We start from the raw sequence: 24558 nt of genomic DNA, 5'->3' as shown, positions 1-24558 counted from the left end.
CCAGAAAACCCGATGATCACGGCACAGCTCGTTCACGCGGGGAGGGTGTCTCCGGGGAAGCCGTGGCACGGGTGGACCTCGCAGCGCATCATCCCGGCTCGCACGCAGGGGTCCCCGGTCATGATCTCCTCGGCCTTCTCGGCGGGCACGGTCATGATCGCGACACCGGCCACGTCGTCGGAGGCGACCGGGCACAGGACCGCGATCACCCCCTCGGCGCGCAGCGACACCATGCGCCGCTGGTGTTCGAGTTCGATCGCGTCCGCGCCGTCCATGGTGCGCTCTGGCCCCCATCGGAGGATCGCGAGGCTGTAGGGCTTCGCGGTCGCGGCCAGTGCCTGGATCTGTTCGTCGGTGACGGTCGTGGTCATGCTGTCTCCTCGTTTTCGATGCGCTCGGCCAGTGACACGATGATTCCTTCGGGTCCGCGGACGTAGGCCATCCGCCACGCGCCCTCATATTCGCCGATGCCGCCCACCAAGCCGTACCCGGCGGCCGCGGCGTGCTCGACCGCGGCACGGAGGTCGTGCACTTCGAAGGCGACGTTGCGCAGGCCCAACTCGTTGGCAGGCGCGGCGGGCGAACCCGGAAGGTGGTCCGGCCGCGTGAAACTGGATAGCTCCACCGTCGTTCCCCCACCGGGCGGACGCAGCATGACGATCTCGGTGCGGGCACCGGTCATCCCGATCACCGTGTCCAGGAACTCGCCCTCGACCGCCATCTTCCCGTCGGCCTCCAGACCGAGACCGACGAAGAACGCCGTCACGGCGTCGAGATCGGCCACCGTGATACCCACGTGGTCGAACCGCCTGATGAACACCATCTCACTCCTTTCAACGCCGGCCACGACACCGATCCTGTCCCGAGCGGGGCGCGCGGACATCCGTACCGACTACGCGGATACCACGTGTCGACCACGTGCGAGTCGGTCATGATATGTCCGGCCGGATGCTGCCACCGGCGCAGACCGCCGAACTCTTCGCCGTCCCGGACGTCCCCGACTACGACGGCGACAACGACCCCGGCAACGACGTACCGGCGCACCTCGGTGGCGGGCTCGCCCGGATGCAGATCGGCCGGGTGGTGTTCTGGGGCAAGACCGGCGACCGGCCCGGTTACGCCAGCGGCATGGGCACCACGCCAGACCTGTCCCGCCGCCTGGTCTACTCGGTGAACACCCTGCACATGGGCGGGGACATCCCGCGGGCCGCCATGCGCATCATCAAGGCCGCGGCCGGTGCGGCCTGCGGCTTCTCTTCATCGTCCGAACGCCCAAGCCACCATCAGCGGGAACTCTTCGCGCCAGAACGCGTCGCCATGCGATCCGACCCGCTCGTGCAGCACGACGTCCGCCCCCGCGTCGCGCAGCGCGTCCCGCCACCGGGTCGCGTTCTGGAGGAAGAACGGCTCCAGCGTGCCTGCCACGAGATACGTGCGCGGAAGCGAACCCGACATGGCGGCAGGAGGTCGATAGCCTCCGCCGGGCGAGGCGCACAAGACCGAACCGTAGACGTCCGGATGCCGAAGCCCCATGGCCAGCGCCAGCTCTCCGCCCGCCGAGACACCGCACACCGCGGTGCGCTCGGCGGGCAGGTCCACCCCGAACCGCGATCGTGCCCATGGGCCGACGTCTTCGAGGAAGAACCTCTCGTGCGCCGAAAACCGCTCCGGCTCGAAGCCCGGTGAGTACTCGTGGAGCCGCAGGGTCTCGTCGGCCGAGCGGTGCGCACCGACGATCACCGTGGCCGGTGCGTCGGCGGCTTCGAGGTCACCACCCCACTGCGCGATCAACTCGCCGTCACCGGCGAACACGACCGCCTCGGGCCGGTCCGCCGGGACGTAGACCGTGACCTGGCGGCCCCCGTCGTACCCGAAGGTTTCGGTGATCAACTCGCCTGCGAGCGACATCGTGGTCTCCTCTGGTCGCGTCCACAAAGGACGAAGCTAGCGGACTTCGTCGAGTGCTTCCCGTTGCGCGGGGCTCAGCCTGTCCGGTCTCGGGACGAGGGTGTAGGTCTTCGGCCCGACGGCCCGCAGGGCGAGGGGATCGGCGAGGCTTGGTCGATGCCGGATCGCATCGAGGGCGGCGATGGCGCGGTCCCGGGGCCAGCCGAGCGCGATAGCGAGTGGGCCCGCGGAGAGCGGTTGCCCGGCGTGCACGAGGGCGGCGAGCACGGTCAGCGCGTCGTACACGACGGGCTCGGCGAGAGTGCTGCCGCTCATCTGTTCGCTGAGCCGGGCGAAGAACCGGCCCATCGTGCCGAACCGGGCGCCGGCTGTCGTGTCGGCGCCGAAGAGTTCGACGCCCCGCTGGGCGGCGGTCGCGATCTCGCCGTGCGCGCCCGTATCGGCCTGCCACGCCCGGAGCCAGACCTCGTCGTCGATGAGGTACCGCTCGCGGCGCCCACCGGCATCCGGTCGGCGCAGCACGAGTTCCATGGCTTCGAGGTAACCGATCGACTTGGACACCGACGCCGGGCTGACCTGCAACCGGCGCACCAGATCGGCCGCGGTCAGGCCATCGGCGTCGGCGGTGAGCAGGCAAGCGAACACCCGCGCGGTCATCCGGGGCAGCCCGGTCGCGGCCAGCGACGTCGCGAACCGGTCCACGAAACCGCGCACCGCCTCGGTCGGCTGCCCGTCATCGGCCGGTTCTGGCCGAGTCGGCTTGCGCCTGCGGGCGCGGTGGCCTGCCTCCTGCTGTGCCTGGTCGGCCAGGTAGTCGCCGGGTACACCGTTACGGGCCACCTCGCGGCTGATCGTGGACGTCGGCCTGCCGAGCCGTCGGCCGATCTCGGCGTACCCGAGCCCGTCGGCCAGCCAGGCCGCGATCCGGCGGCGGTCCTCGTGGGTCAGCCTTCCTCCCGGCACCCGGCACACCTCCCTGCGCATTCGGCGACCTCGTGCGTTCAGCAACAGTACAGTGCAACGATCCGCATCGGGTAATTGCATTTATTCACAAACCTGTTGCAACGATTGGCTTCGCATAGGCGTTTTCCACGCTCTTCTCATTGACGCACCCGGAAATGCAACGTAGCTTTTGCTCATCCGGAAAGAGAGGGAACCAACAATGCAGGTAATGGCCGTATCAACCGTCTCGGACGACGGCAAGTTCTGGAGTGGCCTGAAGAAGGCATACGCGAAGCTTCCCAAGGGTGCCAAGTGGACACTGGCCGTCGCCAGCACGGACGGGGCCAAGGCGGTGAACGTCATCGCCCACGACTCCATCGACGGGGTCCGGGAACTGTTCGAAGCGCACGCCGGTGCCTACGCCACGACCGAGTACTTCGAAGCCGACGCCAAGAACGCGGTCGGTCTCGCGCGATGACCATCACCGTGCCGCGGATCCAAGCCCGAGTCACCGAACTCCTTGCGGAGTACGGAATCCCGAGCGCCGCGATCGGCGTGCTCCACGGCGGAGAGGTCACCGAACTCGCGGTCGGCGTCAAGAACGTGGAAACGCGGGAACCGGTGACCACGGACACCGTCTACCAATGCGGATCCATGACCAAGACGTGGACCGCGCTGGCCTTCCTGCAACTCGTCGACGAGGGCAAGGTCGACCTGGACGAGCCGGTGCGGGCCCACCTGCCCGGTTTCACCGTGGCCGATCCCGAAACCAGCGCCGAGGTCACCCCTCGCCACCTTCTGAACCACACCAACGGCATCGAGGAGGCCTACGGCGACCCCGGCGAAGACGACGACGTCTACGAGCGCATGGTCACGAACATCGCCGGCGCGCCGCAGGTCTTCCCGCTCGGCCACACCCACGGGTACAGCGCGGCGCTGGGTTACGCCGTTCTCGCGCGGATCCTCGAGGTGCACGACGGCAAACCGTGGGACGACCTCATGCGGGAGCGCCTCTTCGTCCCGTTGGGACTGACCAGCACGAACACCCGGCACGAGGAGGTGGACGAAACCCGGGCGGCGACCGGGCACCTGATCCGCTCGCTGGACGAGGGCCCGATCGTCACGCCGATGGACCACCTGCCGCGTGCCTTCGGCCCCGGCGGCAACCTCACCTCGACGACCCGCGAGGTGCTCGCCATGGCGCACGTCCTGCTCGACGAAGGCAAGGCACCGAACGGACAGCGCATCCTTTCGGCCGAAAGCATTCGCGAGATGACGCGTTCGCGGGTGCCCGTCCCGGATCCGTACCTGTTCGGACCGGAATGGGCGCTCGGCCTCATCGTGTGCGACTGGCACGGCCGGACCGGCTACGCCACCGACGGCAGCACGATCGGCCAGAACGCCCGGCTTCGACTCCTTCCGGACACCAGCACCGCCATCACGATGCTGACCAACGGCGGACCGCGGGAAAGCTTCTACCGCAAGGTTTTCACCGAGATCCTGACCGATCTCGGCACCGTCACCATCCCGGACCTGCCCGCACCGGACCCGACGCTGAACCTCGACCTGTCCCGCTACGAAGGCGTCTACGAGCGCCCCGGCACGCGCTACGAGGTATCCACTGAGGACGAAAAGCTCTACCTGACCCTGGCCATGGACCCGATGCAGGCGGAATTCCTGAACAAACCGGACCGCGTCCGATACGAACTGCTCCCGATCAGCCGGACGCATTTCCTGATGCCGCCGACGGATCCGCTGGAAGACACCCAGACGGTCGCGATCTACGACTTCACGAACGGCCCTGCCCAGTATCTCCACACCAATTGCCGGGTGAACCCGCGATCGGAGTGAGCCCCGTCATCGATCCGCGGCGCCGCGCACCGGCTGCCACCGGCCGGGTGGCCAGATCACGAGCCGCGCCTTGCCGACGACTTCCTCGACGGGAACCGCGCCCTTGCCGGGGCCGTACTGGTGGTACCGGGAATCCGCCGAGTCGTCGCGGTTGTCCCCCATCACCCACAGATAGCCCTCGGGCACCGTCACCGGCCCGAACGAATGCCGGTCCTGCCCGGCCCCGGCCAGCAGGTACGGCTCGTCGAGCGGCTGGCCGTCCACGACCACCCTGCCCGCATCGCAGCACCGCACCGTCTGCCCGCCGACGGCGACGACCCGCTTGATCAGCGCGTCCTCGCCGGGCGGCAGGTTCTCCTTCCAGCCGTCGTCGGGGGCGTGGAAGACGATCACGTCGCCGGGCTGCGGCGACTGGAACCGGTAGACGAGCTTGTCCACCAGTACGCGGTCGTCCACGCAGCCGGGGCACCCGTGCAGGGTCCGCTCCATCGAACCCGACGGGATGACGAACGCCTGCGCGACGAAGGTCTGGACGCCGAGGATCAGCGTCAGCGTCAGCACGACGAGGAAGGCCGGGCGCCGCCACCGATGCTGCTTCACCCGTTTCCGGTGCAAGCCGCCCGGTGGTCCTTCCCGCGCCATGTCCCGTCAACGCCACGCCCCGCCACCCGGTTCCCGCCGGTCGGCGGGGTCGGCACCCGCCGGGTGGCTGAGACTATCGTCGGCACTCCGAGGCGAGCAGGAGCGCTGCAATGATCCGTGTGGTGGTGGTCGACGACGAGGCGCTGGTCCGGTCCGGTTTCCGGCTGATCCTCGACGCCGCGGGGGACATCGAGGTGGTCGCGACCGCGGCGGGCGCGAACGCGGTGGACGAGATCACTCGGCACCGTCCGGATGTCGTCCTGCTCGACATCCGGATGCCGGACGTCGACGGCCTCACCGTGCTGTCCCGCATCCGCGCGCTGCCGGATCCGCCGACGGTCGCGATGCTCACGACGTTCGATTCCGACGAGTACGTCGCCGCCGCGCTGCGCTCGGGGGCGGCGGGATTCCTCTTGAAGGACACCGATCCCGAGCAGCTCGCGCACTTCGTGCGCACGCTCGCCGGTGGCGGGCTGGTGCTGTCGGCGAAGGTGACCCGGTCGGTGGTGGATCGCTACCTCGACGGCAGCGAGGACCCCGCCGCGACCGCGAGCGTCGGCAGGCTCTCCGAACGAGAACGCCAGATCCTCGTGCTCATCGCGGACGGGTTGTCGAACGCCGAGATCGGGACGGCGGTCCACCTGTCCCCCGGCACGGTCAAGGACCACGTCAGCGCGATCCTGACCAAGCTCGGGGTGACCGGCAGGGTGCAGGCGGCGCTGCTCGCGCAGCGGGCCGGCCTGCTGGCCGGTGACGGGCGGTGAAGTACCGGCCGCCGTCGTGGGTGTTCGACCTCGCGCCGGTCGTGCTCGCCGCGCTGGACACGTGGCTCAGCGCGCGGCACGCCACGCCGGTGGAGTTCGGCACCGCCGCGATCGCGAGCCTCGCCCTGCTGCTGCGCCGGTTCTTCCCGCTCACCGTGCTCGCGATCACGGTTCCGTCGCTGGTGATCTCGCAGTCGGTCCTGCCCGCGGTCTTCGCGTTGTACACCGTCGCCCTGCACCACCGGAACCGGTGGCTGCTCACCGGATGCGGCACGGTCGTCGCACTCGGCTACGCCATCCCGTGGCCGCCGATGCTGGAGGTGTCCCACGACGACGTCCTGGTCGGCGTGATCTACGCGGTCATGGCGGCGGCCGCGCCGATCTTCCTCGGGCGGCTCAGGCGCACCAGCACCGAACTCGCGTCGCGGCTCGACGAGATCGAGCAGGCGCGCGAGCACGAACGGCTGCTGATCGAGCAGACCACGCTCGCCCGCGAACGGACCCAGCTGGCACGGGAGATGCACGACGTGGTGTCGCACCAGGTGAGCCTGATCGCGGTGAGCGCGGGCGCGCTGCAGGTCGGCGCGCCCGATCCCGGGACGAAGGCGGCCGCGTCGACCATCCGCGAGCTGAGCGTGACCACGCTCGACGAGCTGCGGCACATGGTGACGCTGCTGCGGGCCTCGGGCAGCGGGCCGACCGAGCTGACCCCGCAGCCCACCATCGCCGAACTCGACCGGCTCGTCGAAACCAGCGGTATCACCGCAGAGCTGCACGGCGAGCTGCCCGCCGATCTCGGGGCGCCGCAGCAGCGCGCGATCTACCGGACGATCCAGGAAGCGCTCACCAACGCGCGCAAGCACGCACCGGGCGCGAAGGTGAAAGTCCACATCGGACACAGTGCGGACAGGCTCGCCGTCACCGTCGAGAACGGACGGCCGACCCACCCGACGGTGCGCCTGCCGAGCGCGCAGCACGGGCTCGTCGGGCTGCGCGAACGGGCCGAACTCCTCGGCGGCACCTTCGAAGCAGGGCCGACCGACAGCGGCGGCTACCGGGTCCACCTGCGACTGCCCACCGGCGAGGACTGACCGTCCGCATTCCCGCCGACCGGGGGCGGGCTCCGGACGATCAGCGGATGGTGCCGCCGGGGCCGTGCCGCGATTCTGGGCGTGCGGCCGATCCTGGCCGCCCGGGCGGCGCTGCCCCCGGTGACCTCAGCCGGGGAGACATCCATGGGTACCGCGATCGTCCTGATCGTGCTCGCGGCGATCGTAATCGGCGCGATCTTCGCGTCCCGCGCCCAAGCCGCCGCGCGGCAACGCCAGCTCGACGACGCGAAGGCCGAAACCCGCCGCTGGATGGAACGCCTCGGTGGCCAGGTGCTCCAGCTCGCCGGCACCAACGCGGCCTCGAAGCAGGCGCTCTCCGACGCGTCCGAGCGCTACCACGCGGCAGGAAGCCAGCTCGAACAAGCGCAGACACCGGAACAGGCCGAGCTGGCACAGGAAACCGCGCTCGAAGGGCTGTACTACATCCGCGCCGCGCGGATCGCGATGGACCTCGACCCCGGCCCCGCACTGCCCGGCAGCGAAGAACGCGAGCGGGCGGGCGCGGTCACCGAGCACCGCACCGTCGAGATCGACGGCCAGACCTACGAAACTTCGCCGCAGCCGGGCGAAAATACGCCGCACTACTACCCCGGTGGTGAGGTCGCGGGGCGCCCGGTGCCGCGGGGCTGGTACAGCACGCCGTGGTGGAAGCCCGCCCTCGTCGGCGGTGCGTGGGGGCTCGGCGCGGCCGCGGTGTTCGGCGGCTTGTTCGGCGGGCTGTTCGCCGAAACGCCGAGTACCAGCGCGGGTGAAGCCGAGTACGTCGGCTTCGACGATCCCGACGGTTTCGACTTCTGACCGTCCGAACCGGACAGTGACCGTGCTCCGCGTGGTGGTGGTCGACGACGACGCCTCCATCCGATCAGGACTGGAGCGGGCGCTGACCGCGGCCGGGGACATCGAAGTCGTCGCCACCGCCACCGGCGCGAAGGCGATCGATGTCGTTGCCCTGCACCGGCCCGACGTCGTTTTGCTCGACCAGAGCGGCTTCACGGTGCTCCGCGAGCTGCGGAGGGAAGCGCCGCGGACGAAGGTCGCGATGCTGACCGCGTCCGGCGGCGACGCTGTCGCGACCGCCTTGCGCGCGGGCGCGGCCGGAGTCGTCCTCACCGACACCGCGCCGGAACAGCTGGCCCAGCTCGTCCGCACGGTGGCGGCGGGCGGCGTCGTGCTGCCGCCGCGCTCGGTGCGTGGCCGCCGCGTGTGGTGAGGCACGCCGTAAAGTGTTGCGCAGAAAGGATTATCGGCAGTGGACGGCACCTCGGAGCGCGGGATCGCGGCCGACGAACCGGAACCGGTCGCGATCGACCGGAAGCGGGTGTGGCGGCTCTTCGCGCCGTACCGCGGGCGGCTCGCCGGGCTCGCCGCACTCATCGCGTTCACCTCGGGGATCGGGCTCTTCGAGCCGTTCCTGGTACGGGCGATCGTGGACGACGCGCTCGGCGGCCGGAACCTCGGCCTGCTGCTGGTCCTCGTCGGCGCGCTGATCGGGTGCGCGGCGGTGGTGGCGGTGGTCCAGGTCGGGGAGATCCTGATCGCGTCGAAGGTCGGTCAGGCGGTGCTGCACGACCTGCGCGTGCGCGTCTACCGGCATCTGCAGCGGCTTTCCCTGAAGTTCTTCACCGCGTCGAGAACCGGCGAGGTCCAGTCGCGCATTTCCAACGACATCGGCGGGATGCAGGAGCTCGTCACGAACTCCGCGGTGGAGCTGACCCGCAGCGCCGGCGCCGTGTGCGTGGCGACGGTCGCCATGGTCGTGCTGGACTGGAAGCTCGCGCTGTTCTCCTTCCTCGCACTGCCGCTCTCCCTCTGGGTCAACCGGCGGATCGGGAACGCGCGCCAGCGGATCACGACGCGGCAGCAGGAACGACTCGCGGACATGTCCTCGCTGGTACAGGAATCGTTGTCGGTTTCGGGGATAGTGCTGAGCCGCACCACGGCGCGCTCCCACCGGCTGGTCGAGCGGTTCACCCGTACCTCGCGGGACGTCGCCGCGCTCGAAGTGCGTTCGCACACCGCGGGGCAGTGGGAATACTCGCTGGTGATCCTGCTCGTCTCGGCCATGCCCGCGTTGACCTACCTGCTGGGCGGCGTCCTGATGGGCACCGGCTCACCGGTCACGATCGGCACGCTGGTGGCGATGATCGCCTTGCAGGAGGCCCTGATCTACCCACTGGAAGAACTGCTGCGGCTCGGCGTGGAGTACCGGACCTCGACCGCGTTGTTCGCCCGGATCTTCGACTACCTCGACCGGGAGATCGACATCGTCGAAGCGAGCGAGCCGGTGGTGCTCGCGCCGGGGAGCGTCCGAGGGGACGTGCGCTTGAAGGGAGTCACGTTCCGGTACGCCGAGGACCTGCCGTCCGTGCTCCGCGGCATCGACCTCGACATCACGGGCGGTTCCCGGGTGGGGATCGTCGGCGCGACCGGGTCCGGCAAGAGCACGCTGGGCTACCTGCTCGCCCGTCTGTACGATGTGGACACCGGCTCGGTCGCCATCGACGGTGTCGACGTCCGCGACCTCGGTTTCGCTTCACTGGCCGCGACTCTCGGCATCGTCACCCAGGAGCCGTACCTCTTCCACGCCTCCGTCGCGGACAACCTCCGGTTCGCCAACGAGAGCGCGACCAACGCCGAACTCGTCGCGGCCACGAAGGTCGCGCAGATCCACGAGACCATCGCCACGCTCCCGGACGGCTACGACACCGTGGTCGGCGAACGGGGACATCGGTTCTCCGGCGGGGAAAAGCAACGCCTCGCGCTCGCCCGCACCATCCTCACCAACCCGCCGATCCTGGTGCTCGACGAAGCGACCAGCGCGCTCGACACCCGCACCGAACGCGCGATCACCGAAGCGCTCGACACCATGATGGCCAGCCGGACGAGCATCACGATCGCCCACCGGCTCTCCACCGTCCGCGACGCCGACCAGATCATCGTGCTCGATCGCGGGGAGATCGTCGAACAGGGCACGCACGACGAACTGCTCGCCCGCGGCGGGCACTACGCCGATCTCGTCGCGGCGGACCGCCGGGCCGCGCGCTGACAGCGCCTTCACTTCGATAATTGCATGATTCTTTGAGTGACGAGACGGGCCGAACCGGAATGGAGCCGCGCCGCCGCGCCGCGCAGGAGCAGAGAACTGGCGCTGCTCGGCCTCGCCTCGGCGGTGACGACGGTCGCGCTGGTACTGGTCCGGTCCGCCGTGGAGCAGCCGGTCGGCCTCGGCACGCTGCTCGCCGGCGCCGCGCACTGGGGACTGTTCGCCTGCGCCCATCTCGCCCTGCGGCGATGGGCGCCCGGCGCGGACCAGGTCCTGCTGCCGTGCGTCGCCATGCTCAACGGGCTCGGGCTGGTGCTGATCCACCGGCTGGACCTGGCGACCGGGAGCGCGGACGTGGTCAAGCAGCTCGCCTGGACGGTGTCCGGGGTCGGGCTGTTCGTCACGATCCTCGCCGTCGTCCGCGATCATCGGCGGCTCACCCGCCTGCTCTACGTCTGCGGGCTGGCCGGGTTCGCCCTGCTGCTCCTGCCCGGCGTGCTCCCGAGCGCCCTGTCCGAGGCCAACGGGGCGAAGCGGTGGATCCGGCTGGGCGGCCTCGGGTTCCAGCCAGGCGAACTGGGCAAGCCGCTGTTCGTCGTCTTCGTCGCCGGGTTGCTGATGGCGAAACGGGATCTGCTCATGACGATGGGGCGGCGCGTGGCCGGTCTTCCCCTGCCGAGGGCACGGGACCTGGGGCCACTGCTCGCGGTGTGGGCGATGGCCATCTGCGTGGTCGCAGCCGAAAAGGACCTCGGGACCGCGCTGCTGCTGTTCACCACCGTCCTGGTGATGATCTACGTGGTCACGTCCCGGTTGTCGTGGCTGGCGATCGGCTTCGTGCTCCTCGCCGCCGGGAGCGTGCTCGCCTACCACCTGTTCGGCCACGTGCGCGTCCGGGTCGCGAGCTGGCTGGACCCCTTCGCCGACTACACCGGCGGCGGATACCAGCTCGCCCAGGGCCTGTTCGGATTCGGCACCGGCGGGATGCTCGGCACCGGGCTGGGCCGGGGCCGCCCGGAGACGGTTCCCTTCGCCAACAGCGATTTCATGACCGCGACCATCGGCGAGGAACTCGGCATGACCGGCCTCACCGCGGTGCTGCTCGTCTACCTGGTCCTCGGCCTGCGCGGCCTGCGGGCGGGGTTGAAGACGAGGGACGGTTTCGGCAAGCTCCTCGCGAGCGGACTGGCCTTCGCCCTCGTCGCGCAGGTCTTCCTCGTCGTCGCCGGTGTGCTGAAACTGTTGCCGCTCAAGGGAATCACCCTGCCGTTCGTGGCGTACGGCGGATCGTCACTGCTCGGCAGCTACTTCCAGCTCGCCCTGCTGACGCTGGTCTCCCAGGCGGCCGCGACACCGCCCCCGGTCGAGCATCCCGTGTCGCCGCCGATCGCCGACGCCAGGACGGTCATGGTCGGACTCGACACAAGCCGATGACGCGGACCGGTCACGCGCCGCGGGAGCGCTTACGGCCCCGTGCGGGTTCCTGGCGCTGGAGGCCGAGCTGGACCAGTTCGACCATGCGGGGATCGGTCACCCCGTAGACCTGGTGCTTGCCGTCGCGGCGAGCGCGGACCAGCCCGGCGAGCTTGAGCTTGGCGAGGTGGTGGCTGACCGTGGGCACGCTCTGGTCGAGCGCGGCGGCGAGCGTGCCCACGTCCCGGTCGCCCGAGGCCAGCAGCCACAGGATGTGCAGCCGCGCCGGCGCGGACAGCATGCCGAACACGGCGGCGGTGTCCTGCAACAACTCCGGAGACGGGGGCTCACCGGGATCGGGCAGCGAGACAACAGGCACAGCGGCATCCTTTCACGTCGCCCATCAGCATGACTTCGAGCGCACGGTTGCGCAAGCGTTTGACTGTAGTGGTACCGTTCGCGGGACCTGAGCGCCCCGAAGGCCACCTTCACGACATCAAGCGTCTAGGGCACCGAGACCGGGGCGGTCGTCGCCCTCGCCACCAGTTCCGGGGGGAACCGCACGTCGCGCACCTCTTCCCCGCGCATCAGCGCGAGCAACTGGCGCACGCTCTCCTCACCGATCCTGCGCATCGGCGACCGCACGGTGGTCAGCGGGCACGGCAGTTCGGCGGCCATCGGCACGTCGTTGAACCCGACGACGGAAATCCCGGTGCCCGGCGCGATCCCGTGGTCGCGCAGGCAGCCGAGGACACCGAGCGCCGCGGGATCGCTCACGGTGAAGATCGCGGTCGGCACGGATTCGGTGCGCAGCAACCGTTCCGCGCCGAGGCGTCCGCCCGCGACGTCGAAGGTGCTCGGCACGACCCGCTCCGCGGGCACCGGATGCCCCGCGGCGCGGAACGCTTCGAGAAATCCCTCGGTGCGCTCGATCGCGTTGCTCGCGTACGACAGGCCGGCGAGCACGGCGACGCGGCGGTGGCCGAGTTCGAGCAGGTGCTCGGCGGCGAGCCTGCCACCCGCGCGGTCGTCGCACGTGATCGACGGGTACCCCGCGACCGACCGGTTGACCAGGACGAACGGCACCTGCCGTGCGACGAGCAGGTCGAGCGAGCCGCCGTCGACCGGGGAATCGCCGAGGATCATGGCGTCCACGTTGTGCGAAAGCAGCGCTTCGACGCACGTGCGCCTGGTGTCGTCGTCGTCCCACGAGTTCATCACGAGCGAATGGAACCCGTTGTCCCGCGCCGCGTGCTCGATCCCTTCGTAGATGGTGGCGAGCACGGTGTCGACGAGCCTGGCCATGACCACCCCGAGCAGGCGGGTCTGCTGCCTGCGCAGGCCGCTCGCCGCGGCGTTGGGCAGGTAGCCGACCTCCCTGGCGACCTGGCGGATCAACTCGGCGGCCACGGCGGAGGCGGATCGCGCGCCGGGCACGGTCGACCCGTTGAGCACACGGGACACCGTCGAGACGTGGTAGCCGCTGAGCTTGGCGACCTGCGCCAGCGTCGCCCGCCGCGGTCTGCCGCTCCCCTGCTCCCGCTTTTCCCCGTTCACCAGGCCATATTCGCACAGCTCCCGGCCGGGGGTTGACACCGGACGCGTGCCCTCGTTCAATTGCGCAAACCTTATAGCCAATCCTTTGCGCACCGGGACCGCTGGTGCGCGCGGCGAGCAGGTGAAGGTGGTGGGCCATGGCCGACGTCGGCGAGGTGACCGGTCGGTCGAGCCTGCGCGCACGCCTCCTGCCCGCGCTGGCCTGCTGCTGCGTGGTGGCTGTCGCGGTGAAAGAAGGTCTCGCGGCGCTGCAGGACGCGCTCGGCGGGCGCACCGTCGACTGGGGCCCGCTCGCCCCGAGGGCGTGGCTCGGCAAGGTGTTCGGCGATCTCACCGAGGCGCAGTTCTACGCCGTGGTCCCGGCCGGGATCGGGATGCTGCTCATGGCCGCGCTCGCGCACCGGCTCGCCGTCCGGCGCCACCGCCTGCGCGGCTTCGACATCTGTTACGGGACCGGGTTGTTCCGGTGGGTGCTCACCGCCGCGCTGCTCGGGCTCGTGCTCTCGCATCTGCTGTGGTGGTGGACGCGCACCGGGCAGTGGCAGCCCACCTTCGTGGCCTTCGTGTCCGTGTCGCCGTCGATCGTCCTCGTCTACGGCGCGGGATGGCGGGTCGCGCTGACCGCGGGCGGGCTCGGCGCCGTGCTGGCGGCCCCGCTCGCGATCGCCGCCGTGGACCTGGTGTGCCGTCCGCTCGGGCTGCCGAACGTGATCGGCAACGTCACCGGCATGTGGGCGGGCGCGGTGCCCGCCTTCCTGATCTGCCGGTGGCTGCCGTGGATGCGCGCGACCGAACCGCCCGTGAAGGAACCTTCGCGAGCCCCCTCGTCTTCCTGGCTGCCCAGGCGGGTGCTCGCCGATTTCACCGAGGCGCAGTTCTACGGCAACGAACTCGCCAGCCTCGGCCTGCTCGCCGGTCTGCTGCTGACCTGGGCGCTGGATCCCGGCCTGCCCGGCTACGCCTCGAACCTGCTGCCCCAGATCCTCGGCGCCCAGGTGCTCACCGCTTCGCTGGCCGTGTGGTGGCACGCCGACCGGTGGCGCGATCGAGGCTGGTACCCGACGTTCGTCCCGGTGGTCTCGCTCGCGCCCGCGGCGGTACTGGCGTACGGCGGGAGCTGGCCGGTGATCGTCTTCGCCGCCGTGTTCGGCGCGGCGCTCGGGCCGCCATTGGCCGCCGCGGTCGGCGCCAGGCTGCCCTCGGACTTTCACCCGTTCATCGGCTGCGTGTTTTCGATGACCGTGACGACCCTCGCCGGTGCCGGGGTGCTGCGCGTCGCCGAACTGACCGGGCTGCTCTGACCCGCTTCGACCCGTCCGGAGGAACCGACATGACCGATCACCCCAGCGAGAACGAGGACCTCGCGGAGGTCCTGCGCTCCCCCATCCGCACCGTGCGCGGGCTCTTCGACCGCGGCGAACTGTCCCCGCTCGAACTGACCGAAGCCGCACTGGAGCGGATCGAACGGCGAAATCCGAGCCTCGGCGCGTTGACCCACGTCGCGCCGGAACACGCACTCGAAGCGAGCCGGGCGGCCACGGAACGGTTGGCACACGGCGAAACGCGCGGTCCGCTCGACGGCGTCGTGGTCGCGGTCAAGGACCTCGTCGCGGTCGAGGGGATGCCGCTGGAGGCGGGCTCGCGAGTGCTGGCCGGGAACACCGCGCGGCGAGACGCCGCCGTCGTCGCGTCCTTGCGCGCCGCGGGTGCCGTGGTCGTCGGCAAGGCCGCGCTCGACGAGTTCGCGCTCACCACGGTCGGCCCTGCGCGCAATCCGCTCGACGAAAGCCTCAGCCCCGGCGGATCGAGCGGCGGCTCCGCGTCGGCCGTGCGCGCCGGGATGTGCTTCGCCGCCATCGGCACCGACACCGGAGGCAGTGTGCGCGTGCCCGCGTACTGCTGCGCGATCACCGGGTTGAAGCCGACCCACGGGCTGCTGCCGACCGACGGGGTGATCCCGCTCGCCCCCTCCCTCGACCACGTCGGCACCCTGGCCCGCACCGCCGAGGACACGGCGCTGTTCCTGGAATCCCTGCTTCCCGTGCGCCCCAAGGGATTCCGGCCGCGGACACCGGATCAGGCGAGCTACCGGATCGGCATCCCCGACGACCTGAGCGGGTACCAGCCCGCGGTGCGGGAACGGTTCACCGCCGTGGTAGACCGCGCGTGGCGGCACGGGGCGCGGATCAGCCCGCTGCGGTTTCCGGACCTCGACGAGGTCAAGGCGGCGCACTGGACCATCCTGTCCAGCGAACTCTCCGCCTACCACCGGCACCGCTTCGGCGAGGACGAGGACAGGTACGACCGACCGATGCGGGACGCGATCGCCGCCGGCGCGCTGGTGAGCACCGAGCAGTACCTGGACGCGCAGCGGACCAGGGGCGAACTGCGCCGTCAGGTCGACGCGCTGTTCGCCGGGATGGACCTGCTCGCCGTGCCGACCATGACCGTCGAACCCCCGTGCCACGGCCAAACCGCCATCATGGTCGACGGGATCGCGACCGATCCGACCACGGCCATGGTGCGCGGCACCTCGCTGTTCAACCACACCGGGCACCCCGCGCTGAGCGTGCCGCCCGGTGCCGGTTCTCGCGGGGAGTCGCCGTGCGGAATCCAGCTCGTGGCCCCGTTTTTCGCCGAACGCACCTTGCTCGACGCGGCGCGCGCGTTCGAGGACTGACCGAGCAGAACCGGAGGAACCACCGGACATGACAGCCAGCCAGACCCGGATCTTCACCGCGGGCACCGTGCACACGATGACCGGAACGACGGTGCCCGCCTTCGCCGCGTTCGGCGAGACGATCGTGGCCACGGGCGAGGTAGCGACGTTACGAACGCGGTTCCCCGAGGCGGAGGTGCACGACTTCGGCAACGCGGTGCTGCTTCCGGGGTTCAACGACGCGCACCAGCACCCGAGCATCATGGCCGAGCAACTGCTCGAAGTGGACTGCTCGCCCGAACTCGTCGGGTCACGGGCGGAACTGCTCGCCAAGCTGGCCGAGCGCGCCACGACCACCCCACCGGGGCACTGGGTCATCGGCTGCCGCTACGACCACGCCAAGAGCACCGGGGGCACCGTGCTCACCCGGGCGGAACTGGACCGGGTCTGCCCGGACCACCCGGTGTTCCTCCGCCAGATCGGCATGCACTGGGGCGTGCTCAACACGGTGGGCCTGCGCGCGGCCGGGCTGAACGAGTCCACCGAACTCCCGCCTGGCGGCGAACTCGGCCGCGACGCGGCGGGCAGGCTCGACGGCACGGTGTACGAGCGGGCGATGTTCGAGCTGGTGGAACCGGCCATCCCGGAGCGCGGCACGGACGAACGGCTGGCGGGACTTCGCCGCTACCAGCGGATGATGCACGCCGCCGGGATCACCTCCGTCGGCGACGCGCTCGTGTGGCCGCGTGGCCTGCGCCTGCTGCAGGAGGCGCACGCCAGGCAGGAGCTCACGCTCCGGGTGAGCATGCTGCTCGCCTATTCCGGGCTGGACGCGATGGGCGCGCTCGGCCTGCGCACCGGGCTCGGCGACACCCGACTGCGGATCGGCGGGGTCAAGGCGTTCGTGGACGGCGCCGTCGCCGGGGGCACCTGCCTGCTCGAAGAGCCGTACGCGGATTCGTGCGGGCACGGCATCCAGGCGATGCCGACCGAAGAACTCGCCGACTTCGTGTCCACAGTGCACAGAGCGGGCAGCACGGTCTGCGTGCACGCCAACGGGGACCGCGCCATCCGGCTGCTGCTCGACGCCGTGGAAGCCGCGCAGCGGGCGCATCCACGACCGCACGCGCGGCACCGGATCGAGCACTGCACCCTGGTCGACCCCGGCCTGCTGGCCCGTATCGCCGCGCTCGGCCTGATCGCCGTTCCGTTCGGCAGTTACGTGGCCTTCCACGGGGAAAAACTGCCTGGCTACTACGGCAGGCAGCGGGCGGAGCGGATGTTCCCCCACCGCGCCCTGCTCGACGCGGGCGTCCCGGTCGCCGGGTCCTCGGATTTCCCTTGCGGCCCTTACGATGTGCGGCTCGCGCTCCGGTCCTGCGTCACCAGGCGGACCGCGGACGGCACCGTGCTCGGCGAAGACCAGCGCATCAGCCAAGCGGAAGCCCTCGCGCTCTACACCACGGGGGCGGCCTACGCCTCCGGCGAGGAACACCGCAAAGGCACCATCGCCGAAGGGATGCTCGCCGATTTCGTCGTTCTCGACCGCGATCCGTTCCACGTGCCAGGCGAAGAGCTCACCGAAATCGAGGTCGAGCAGACCTGGGTCGGCGCCGAGCGGGTGTGGTCGCGGGAGCCGAGCTGACGAAAACGAGTTTCATCCCGGTTTCATCACGCGTCGCTAGCGTTCCCGTCCTGTCTTGGAAGACCTGGATGGGAGCGAGAAAATGCGCGGAAACGTTACGCGGGGCGGAATCCTCGCCGCGGTCGTGGGGTCGGCCATCGCCGTCGCCCCGTGCCCTGCCCATGCGGTACCCGGCGATTCGCACGCGGCCACGCAGCGGAAGCTGGACGAGCTGGTGGGTGCCTCGCCGGGCGCGCCGGGCGGCGAGGTGGTCGGCGGCGACCGCGACGGCACCTGGGAGCTGACCTCCGGCACGGCCGAAGTCGGTGCCCAGCGGACCTTCCGGCCCGAGGACCACGTGCAGATCGGCAGCTACACCAAGACGTTCGTGGCCACGGTGGTGCTGCAACTGGTCGCCGACGGCCGGGTGCGGCTGGACGACCCGATCGAGTCGTACCTGCCAGGGCTGGTCGACGGCAACGGGTACGACGGCAACGCGATCACCGTGCGCCAGGTCCTGCAGCACAAGTCCGGGATCGCCGATTACCTGACACCGCTGCCGCACCACGGCGGGCTGTACAACCCGCTGCTGCACCAGCGCACCTGGACGCCCGCGGAACTGGTGCGGGAGGCGCTGACCGAGCGGCCGCACTTCGCGCCGGGAACGCGGTGGGAGTACTCGAACACCAACTACGTCATCGCGGGCATGCTGATCGAAAAGGTCACCGGCCGCTGGGTCGGCGACGAGATCACCGATCGGCTCATCAAGCCGCTCGGGCTCGCCCACACCTCCTACCCGGCGGCGGGTCACAAAGCCATGCCCGCCCCGCACGCCAACGGCTACATCGGTGTGCGCTCCCTCGGTGTGTGGATCGATGTCACCGAGGCGCTCAACGAGCCCTCCTACCTCGGCGCCGCCGGCACCATGGTCTCCACTCCCGGCGACATGACGACCTTCGCGCAGGCCCTCGCCGACGGCGCCGTCCTGCCGCGGGCCGAGCTGGCCGAGATGACCCGGTTCACGCCCATCACCGTCGACCAGAAGGCCGACGGCTACGGGCTCGGGCTCTACCAGCTCAACCTGTCCTGCGGCGGTGAGGCCATCGGGCACTACGGGGGCACCGCGGGATTCGGGGAAGTCACCATGGCCACCGCCGACGGCAGGCACGCCACCGTCGTCGTCAACAGTCCCCTGCCCGCACTGGGCGCCGGCATGACCACCGTCCTCGACTCGGCCCTCTGCGACGGACGGGCGTGATCGTCCGTGTCACGCCCCGGAGCGGAGGCGAAGCTCCAGCAACGCGTAGAACACGTAAAAGTTGGGGACCTGGTTGATCTGCGTGAGCAGCTTCCCCCGCCGGCTCCCGCGCTCCCGGATGTGGAGATTGCCGTTCGCCATGTAGGCGGTCTCGATGTGCGCGCAGGGCGTCACTTTGTCTTTCACGGCAAGCGAATCCCAGCTGATCGAAAGGGCGCCGAACCGCAGCGTCTCGCCTCGCCGGAACCGGGCGAGGGCGCCGGGCAGTTGTGCGTTGGTCACGGCGTGCTGGATGGCGCTGCCCCACGAGTCCACATCGGTGTCCCCGTCGTGCGACCCCGAAACCGTCGCCGAAGTTCCGTCGTCGCCCATTATCCGGTACGAGAAACTGGTCTCGCTGACGATGCCGAAGTCCGCCTTCTGCTTGAGGATGCTCTGCTTCACTTCCATCGAGTCCCAGCGGAAAACCGACAGCTTTCCCCGATGGTCGATGAAGGTCATGCCGTGCTCGTACAGGTCGAGCCGCACCCTGTCCTTGTTGGCTGCCTTGCGGCCGGCCTCGACGGCCCACCACCCGGCGCCGATCGCCAGCGGTATGAAGACGATCGACAAGAACACGGGTCCACCGGCAACGAGCGACCCGAAGCCGAATAGTCCACAGAGGACGGTGACAAAGCTGAGTATCACCACTCCCGAGGAGTGCTCGCGCGGCTGGTGGGTGGCGCTGTGCTCGCCGAGCTGCGCCTGTTCGTCGGCAGCGCTGATCTGACGCGACAAGGGAACCTCACTCCGTAGACCACATAGGGGCCCCGAAGCTATCCGCGGCGCATGAAATCCCGATGACACGGGCGAATCCGGCCAGTCCATTCCGGACTCGATCGAGCCGGCGCGAGTGGGGCCGCCCGGTGCGGCGGCCCCACCTCCTGTCACGGCAGCGCGTTCAAGAACGGCTCGTGACTGTTCTGGAACTCCCAGCCGTAGTACTTGTCCCAGTTGATCGACCACGTCATGAGCCCGCGCAAGGCGGGAGAGGTGCCGCCGCGCAACGAGTACGAGCCGCAACCGGCGCCCTTGACCAGGCAGTTCACCGCCGCCTGGACGTCGGCGGGCGAGGTGTGGCCGTTCCCGGCGCTGACCGCGGCGGGCAGGCCGATGGCGATCTGCTCGGGACGCAGCCCAGGGAAGGTCTGGCCGGTGTTCGCGACGCGGAAGCCCGCCTTGAGCATGTCGGTCATCGCGATGTGGAAATCGGCGCCGCCCATGGTGTGGTACTGGTTGTCCAGCCCCGTGACCGGGCCGGAGTTGTAGTCCTGGACATGCAGCACGGTCAGCGCGTCGCGTAGCGCGTGGATCACCGGCAGGTACGCGCCGGTACGCGCGTCGCCCCCGCCGGAACCGCCGTAGAACTGGTAGCCGACCTGGACGAAGAACGTCTCCGGCGCCATCGTCAGCACGAAACCCGTGCCGTACTTGGCTTTGAGCGACTTCAGCGCGGAGATCAGGTTGACGATCACCGGCGTGGTCGGGTTGCGGAAGTCGGTGTCCCCGGCGTTGAGCGAGAGCGAATGGCCTTCGAAGTCGACGTCGAGGCCGTCGAGCCCGTACTTGTCGATGATCGCCGAGACGGAGCTGACGAACTTGTCGCGCGCGGCCGCCGTGGTCAGCTGGACCTGGCCGTTCTGCCCGCCGATGGAGATCAGCACCTTCTTGCCCTGCGCCTGCTTCGCCTTGATCGCGGCGGCGAAGTCGGCGTCGCTTTCGACGTTCGGGCATTCGCTGACCGGGCACCGGGTGAAGCGGATGTCCCCGGACGTCACCGAAGTCGGCTCACCGAACGCGAGGTCGATGATGTCCCATGCGGCGGGCACGTCGGCCATCCGGACGTAACCGGAGCCGTTGGCGAAGCTGGAGTGCAAGTACCCGATGAGGGCGTGCTTCGGCAGCCCGGTTTCGGTGCACCCGCCGGTTCTCCCGGTGGCGACGGCACTGCGCGGTGACTCACCGGCGGAGTTGTAGGCGGCGACCGAGTAGCTGTGGGTCGAACAGGTGGTCAGGCCGGTCAGGGTGGTACTCGTCCCGGAGACGGTGGCGACGACGGTGTTGTCTTCGTAGACGCGGTAACCGGTGACGGTGCCGGTGCTGGCGCCCCAGGTGAGCGCGATGGAGGAGGTGGTGATGCTGCCCGTCGACGGCTCCCCCGGCGCACCGGGAGTGCCGGGGGTGTTGCCACCGGGACCGTCGAGGACGACGTCGTCGGCGTAGTAGGTGCCCGCGCCGTACCAGCCGTGGAGGTAGAGCTGGGCGGAGGTCTGGTTGCCGGTGGTGAAGGTGAGGCTCAGCTGGTTGTAGGCACCGGAGTTGCCGGACCAGGTCGAGGCGCCGCCGGTGATGCCGAGGTAGACGGGATTGCCGCGCACCCAGGCGGAGACGGTGTAGGTGGTGTTCGGCTGCACGGAAACGGTCTGCGCGCACTGGGCGTAGTCGGCGCCGGCTGGCGTGGCGGCGAGGGCGTAGCCGCCGGAGTGCACGGGAGTGGTGACGGCGGTCCCGCCGGAGCAGGCCCAGCCGGACAGCGACCCGGCCTCGAAACCGGGATTGGACAGGATGTTCGCGGCCTGGGCGGGTGCGGCGACCACCCCGGAGAACACGAGCGCGACGACGGCGAGTGCGGTGGACAGTCTGGAACGCCTCATCGGGACCTCCAGTTCAAGGGAGGTCCATTGTCTAGACCACTGAGTAAAAAGTCCAGACCACCGAGAACCGGAAAGCGCGGACTGACAGGGCAGCTGATCCCGCGTGTGCCCCGAAAGTGGCTTTCGGGGACCTGAGCGCCCCGAAGGTCACCTTCGCGGCATCAGCAGCGGCCTTCGGGACCAAGCGCGCTCCCCGCACGTCGTGTCCTATTCGGACGGAGTCGCGGTGAGGCCGGTTCAGAGCGGGTCAAAGACCACTCCCCCAGCACCGGCAGCGGTGCTGGGGGAGCTAGTCGGGTCAAGCGAAGGGTCGCCCCCGCGGGCGACGGCCGGTCAGCCCAGTACCAGCGGCAAGGACTTCAGCGAACGGAACTCGAGGTTGGTGTTCCAGACCGGGTCGCCAGCCAGGCCGATCTTCGAGTAGCGCGAGAACAGCGCGTTGTAGAACCACTTCAGCTGGAGCGTGGCGATCTGCCTGCCGAGGCACGAGTGCAGGCCGACGCCGAACGAAAGGTGCTTGCCGCTGTTCGACCGGGACAGGTCGAACTCGTTGGGCCGCTCGAACACGCTGGGGTCCCGGTTGGCCGCGCCGAGGAACAGCGCGACGCACTGCCCCTTGTCGATCTTGACGCCGCCGATTTCGATCGAGGTGTCCGCGAGCCGCCAGGTGAACTGGTTCGAGGCGTTGTACCGGACGACCTCGTTGCCGACGTTGTCGGCACAGGCCTGGTCGGTGCGGAAGAGCTCGATCTGCTCGGGGTTTTCGGCGAACGCCTTCATGCCGCTGCTGAGCGAACCGGGCGTCGTCGGCGCGTACAGCGCGATGAGCAGCAGCACCAGCTGGTGAATGGTCTGCTCCAACGTCGAATCGACATTGGTCTCCTGGCTGGCCGCGAGCCTGGCGATGACCGTGTCCGGCAGGACCTTGCCGCGCTTGCCCTGCACCAGCTCCAGCGAGTACGTGTGCAGGTCGGTGAGGTTCTCGAGCAGGCTGTCGAAGCTCACCGGCTGCTCCAGCGTGCCCGACCAGTAGGTCATCAGGATGTTCACCCTTGGCACGATGAAGTCCAGGTCCTCCTCGGGGACGCCGAACGCGTGCACCGACGCGCGGTAGGGCATCTCGAGGGCCAGGTCGGCCACCGCGTCGATTTCGGTTTGCTTGGTGGGGATCGACGCCACCAGGTCGGTCGCGACCTTCTTGATGACGTCGCTGTAGAACTCGTGCGCGGCGCGGGTGAAACCGGGCGCCGTCGAACGCCGCAGCGCGTCGTGGACCGGCGGGTCGGTGTACATCATCACGTTCTTGGTGAACTGGTGGTAGATGTTGTCCGGCCGCACCGCGCGGCCCTCGAACTTCGCCTGAAGGACCTCTTCCATGCGGTCGGCCTTCAGCCGGGAGTCCTTCATTGCCGCCGCGCAGTCTTCATACCGCATGACCGCCCAGGCATCGAGCCCTTCACACCAGTGAACGGGATTGTTCTTGGCAAGGTCGGCGTAGACAGGATAGGGGTTCGGCACGATCCCCGGGTCGGACAACGGCGAGGCAAATACCATCGGTCGGCTCCATCTTTGCTACGGTCGGATCCAGACTTCGACAGGTCGTGTTCCGTCCGGCTGTGTGGCGAAACTTCTTCCGCGGCATCGGATACCGCGGAGGAACAAGGGACTGGGCTGTGCGCAGTCGTCGCTTCGGAGGGCTGGTCCACAGTCGACGGCGCCCCTCCGCGCGCCATCGCACCGTTCATTGCGGGCAACGCTAGTGGGCACGAATTTTGAATCGTTATCAGCACGCCGCGCGCCGCGGACGGGAATCGATAACGGACGAAAGGCCGCGACGGCAGGAACAAGCGCACCAGGATCCGCCGATTTCCATAATCCACTGTGGACGGACCGGTGGCGGGACGGTGGTTACGCCGGAAGGCGGCAGCGAGCGTCAGGCGAGCGGATCCGGGGCGAGCACCCGGATCTGCTGGATCAGCACGGCGAGCACGAGCAACCCGATCATGATGTCGCTGAGCACCGCGAAACCCTCCGCGGAGAAGTCGAACAGGCCCGTGGTCAGCACCGTGATCAGCGCGGCGTACCTGCCGAGCCGCAACGCCACCAGCCGGTGCCGCCGCAACCGGACCAGCGCCGCGAGCACCAGCGCGACCACGCTGATCCCGCTGAGCACCTGGCACACGTCGGAAACCACGCTGATCGCCACGAACCGGTCCCGGTCCGGCGCCACGACCGCGACCAGCACGGCGAGCATCGCCCTGACGAGCAGGACGATGCACACCGCCCAGCTCACCCAGCGGGCCGTCGGGATCCGCCCGGCCAGCGACGCGGTGGCCAGCTTCTTCCACCAGGCGTGCGAAGTGGCCGTCGGTTCCGCCTCCGGGCAGCGGCTGATCAGCCTGCTCAGGTCGACGACCGCGGAGCGGTCACCGCCCTGGTTGGCCGCCCGCTCCAGCAGCCGCAGGGCCCGCAGCCGCCGCGCGGAGTCCAGCCCGTCCGCGACTCCCCTCGCCGCGATGGCCGCGGCGCTCGCCAGGTTCTCGCGCGAGGTCGGCGAATGCCGGTCGCGCAGGCACCGCATGCCGATCACGGTGGCGACGAACGCGGCGTACATGAGGGTGACGACCGACCGCCAGAAGACGTCGTCGTAGGCCGCGATGAAATCGTCGGTGGTGCCGATCAGCAGGCCGCACCCCAGACCGCCGACGACCGCCGCCGTCCTCTTCATGGTGGACCCCATGAACGACAGCGTCAGCAGCAAGGCGACCAGCATGAACAGCGTGCCGGAGATCAGTTGCCCGGTGTTCGGCTCCTCGACGCGGGGCCAGGCGTCCACCCAGGTGCCGAGCACGGCCCTGCTCCCCAGCATGGCGAGCACGGCCCAGACCAGGACCATTTCCACGTGACAGGGCGCATGGCCGCCGCGTACCGGCACCGTCGTCAACGGCAGGCGACCGCCTCGCTGCGGTGTCAACCCCGGCATCGCGTACTCATCCGTCCGAACCACCTGGAAATCCTTTGCATCACTGCCGAACAGCCGCCGTTCCCGACACCACGACCAGACTGACCAAGATCCTTATCGCCGGGGTATC

At 69.6% G+C, this 24558-nt stretch carries 23 protein-coding genes; 12 read left to right on the top strand and 11 right to left on the bottom strand.

The window, feature by feature from the left end; all coding sequences use genetic code 11:
* Positions 1-32: 32 nt before the first annotated feature.
* The 4 genes from HUW46_RS38200 to HUW46_RS38185 all read right to left on the bottom strand — a co-directional run bounded on the left by HUW46_RS38200 (position 33) and on the right by HUW46_RS38185 (position 2871).
* Positions 33-371, bottom strand: coding sequence for a hypothetical protein (locus HUW46_RS38200; RefSeq protein WP_215543568.1), 339 nt, complete (start codon positions 369-371; stop codon positions 33-35).
* Positions 368-823: a VOC family protein gene (locus HUW46_RS38195; protein WP_215543567.1), complete on the bottom strand. Its 456-nt coding sequence runs from the start codon at positions 821-823 to the stop codon at positions 368-370. The genes HUW46_RS38200 and HUW46_RS38195 overlap by 4 nt, the downstream gene beginning before the upstream one ends.
* 434 nt (positions 824-1257) lie before the next feature.
* A complete protein-coding gene (locus HUW46_RS38190) occupies positions 1258-1908 on the bottom strand; it encodes an alpha/beta hydrolase (protein WP_215543566.1) in 651 nt (216 codons plus the stop codon).
* Positions 1909-1944: 36 nt separating this feature from the next.
* A complete protein-coding gene (locus tag HUW46_RS38185; RefSeq protein WP_215550367.1) occupies positions 1945-2871 on the bottom strand; it encodes a MarR family transcriptional regulator in 927 nt (308 codons plus the stop codon).
* A gap of 208 nt (positions 2872-3079) precedes the next feature.
* Between HUW46_RS38185 and HUW46_RS38180 the strand changes: the two genes are divergently transcribed.
* Together HUW46_RS38180 and HUW46_RS38175 are read left to right on the top strand one after the other, a co-directional pair.
* On the top strand, positions 3080-3328 hold the full coding sequence (locus HUW46_RS38180) for a hypothetical protein (protein ID WP_254125332.1): 249 nt from the start codon (positions 3080-3082) through the stop codon (positions 3326-3328).
* On the top strand, positions 3325-4701 hold the full coding sequence (locus HUW46_RS38175; RefSeq protein WP_215543564.1) for a serine hydrolase: 1377 nt from the start codon (positions 3325-3327) through the stop codon (positions 4699-4701). The genes HUW46_RS38180 and HUW46_RS38175 overlap by 4 nt, the downstream gene beginning before the upstream one ends.
* A gap of 6 nt (positions 4702-4707) precedes the next feature.
* Here the strand turns inward: HUW46_RS38175 and lepB are convergent, their stop codons facing one another.
* Entirely contained in the window at positions 4708-5301 is a 594-nt protein-coding gene (gene lepB, locus HUW46_RS38170) for a signal peptidase I (protein ID WP_254125330.1), read from the bottom strand.
* Between the two features lie 152 nt (positions 5302-5453).
* On the opposite strand from lepB, the gene HUW46_RS38165 reads away from it, so the two are divergent.
* The 6 genes from HUW46_RS38165 to HUW46_RS38140 all read left to right on the top strand — a co-directional run bounded on the left by HUW46_RS38165 (position 5454) and on the right by HUW46_RS38140 (position 11696).
* Positions 5454-6107 carry a response regulator gene (locus HUW46_RS38165; protein ID WP_215543562.1) on the top strand — a complete coding sequence of 218 codons (654 nt, stop codon included), beginning with the start codon at positions 5454-5456 and terminating at the stop codon, positions 6105-6107.
* Entirely contained in the window at positions 6104-7198 is a 1095-nt protein-coding gene (locus tag HUW46_RS38160) for a sensor histidine kinase (protein WP_254125328.1), read from the top strand. Before HUW46_RS38165 ends, HUW46_RS38160 begins: the two co-directional genes overlap by 4 nt.
* Positions 7199-7342: 144 nt before the next feature.
* A complete protein-coding gene (locus tag HUW46_RS38155) occupies positions 7343-8017 on the top strand; it encodes a hypothetical protein (protein ID WP_215543561.1) in 675 nt (224 codons plus the stop codon).
* Positions 8018-8033: 16 nt separating this feature from the next.
* On the top strand, positions 8034-8429 hold the full coding sequence (locus HUW46_RS38150) for a response regulator (protein WP_254125326.1): 396 nt from the start codon (positions 8034-8036) through the stop codon (positions 8427-8429).
* A 39-nt stretch (positions 8430-8468) separates the two neighbouring features.
* Positions 8469-10265, top strand: coding sequence for an ABC transporter ATP-binding protein (locus tag HUW46_RS38145; RefSeq protein ID WP_254125320.1), 1797 nt, complete (start codon positions 8469-8471; stop codon positions 10263-10265).
* Between the two features lie 36 nt (positions 10266-10301).
* Positions 10302-11696 (top strand): FtsW/RodA/SpoVE family cell cycle protein, encoded by a 1395-nt coding sequence (locus HUW46_RS38140; RefSeq protein ID WP_215543560.1) that lies wholly within the window; start codon positions 10302-10304, stop codon positions 11694-11696.
* A gap of 10 nt (positions 11697-11706) precedes the next feature.
* On the opposite strand, the gene HUW46_RS38135 is transcribed toward HUW46_RS38140, so the two are convergent.
* Together HUW46_RS38135 and HUW46_RS38130 are read right to left on the bottom strand one after the other, a co-directional pair.
* Positions 11707-12054: an ArsR/SmtB family transcription factor gene (locus tag HUW46_RS38135; RefSeq protein ID WP_254125318.1), complete on the bottom strand. Its 348-nt coding sequence runs from the start codon at positions 12052-12054 to the stop codon at positions 11707-11709.
* Between the two features lie 125 nt (positions 12055-12179).
* Entirely contained in the window at positions 12180-13232 is a 1053-nt protein-coding gene (locus HUW46_RS38130; RefSeq protein ID WP_254125316.1) for a LacI family DNA-binding transcriptional regulator, read from the bottom strand.
* Positions 13233-13369: 137 nt separating this feature from the next.
* Here HUW46_RS38130 and HUW46_RS38125 point away from each other — a divergent pair, with 137 nt between their 5' ends.
* The 4 genes from HUW46_RS38125 (at position 13370) to HUW46_RS38110 (ending at position 18773) form a co-directional block, all read left to right on the top strand.
* A complete protein-coding gene (locus tag HUW46_RS38125; protein WP_215543559.1) occupies positions 13370-14533 on the top strand; it encodes a hypothetical protein in 1164 nt (387 codons plus the stop codon).
* 29 nt (positions 14534-14562) lie between these two features.
* Complete coding sequence (locus HUW46_RS38120; protein ID WP_215543558.1) at positions 14563-15912, top strand: amidase; 1350 nt, start codon at positions 14563-14565, stop codon at positions 15910-15912.
* A 28-nt stretch (positions 15913-15940) separates the two neighbouring features.
* The gene (locus HUW46_RS38115; protein WP_215543557.1) at positions 15941-17536 is read left to right on the top strand and encodes an amidohydrolase; all 1596 of its coding nucleotides are present in this window, start codon (positions 15941-15943) and stop codon (positions 17534-17536) included.
* Between the two features lie 82 nt (positions 17537-17618).
* Positions 17619-18773, top strand: a complete 1155-nt coding sequence (locus tag HUW46_RS38110) for a serine hydrolase domain-containing protein (protein WP_215543556.1) — start codon at positions 17619-17621, stop codon at positions 18771-18773.
* Positions 18774-18782: 9 nt separating this feature from the next.
* Here HUW46_RS38110 and HUW46_RS38105 read toward each other — a convergent pair whose 3' ends face one another.
* From HUW46_RS38105 to HUW46_RS38090, 4 genes are all read right to left on the bottom strand, one after another.
* Positions 18783-19550 (bottom strand): DUF6585 family protein, encoded by a 768-nt coding sequence (locus HUW46_RS38105; RefSeq protein ID WP_215543555.1) that lies wholly within the window; start codon positions 19548-19550, stop codon positions 18783-18785.
* A gap of 149 nt (positions 19551-19699) precedes the next feature.
* Positions 19700-21466 (bottom strand): chitinase, encoded by a 1767-nt coding sequence (locus HUW46_RS38100; RefSeq protein WP_215543554.1) that lies wholly within the window; start codon positions 21464-21466, stop codon positions 19700-19702.
* Between the two features lie 333 nt (positions 21467-21799).
* A complete protein-coding gene (gene txtE, locus HUW46_RS38095) occupies positions 21800-23020 on the bottom strand; it encodes a 4-nitrotryptophan synthase (RefSeq protein ID WP_215543553.1) in 1221 nt (406 codons plus the stop codon).
* A gap of 379 nt (positions 23021-23399) precedes the next feature.
* Positions 23400-24473, bottom strand: a complete 1074-nt coding sequence (locus HUW46_RS38090; RefSeq protein WP_215543552.1) for a hypothetical protein — start codon at positions 24471-24473, stop codon at positions 23400-23402.
* Positions 24474-24558: the final 85 nt, after the last annotated feature.

Origin of the sequence: Amycolatopsis sp. CA-230715, from assembly GCF_018736145.1 — a bacterium.
Lineage (GTDB): Bacteria > Actinomycetota > Actinomycetes > Mycobacteriales > Pseudonocardiaceae > Amycolatopsis.
This window is presented reverse-complemented; position numbering and strand designations above follow the sequence as displayed.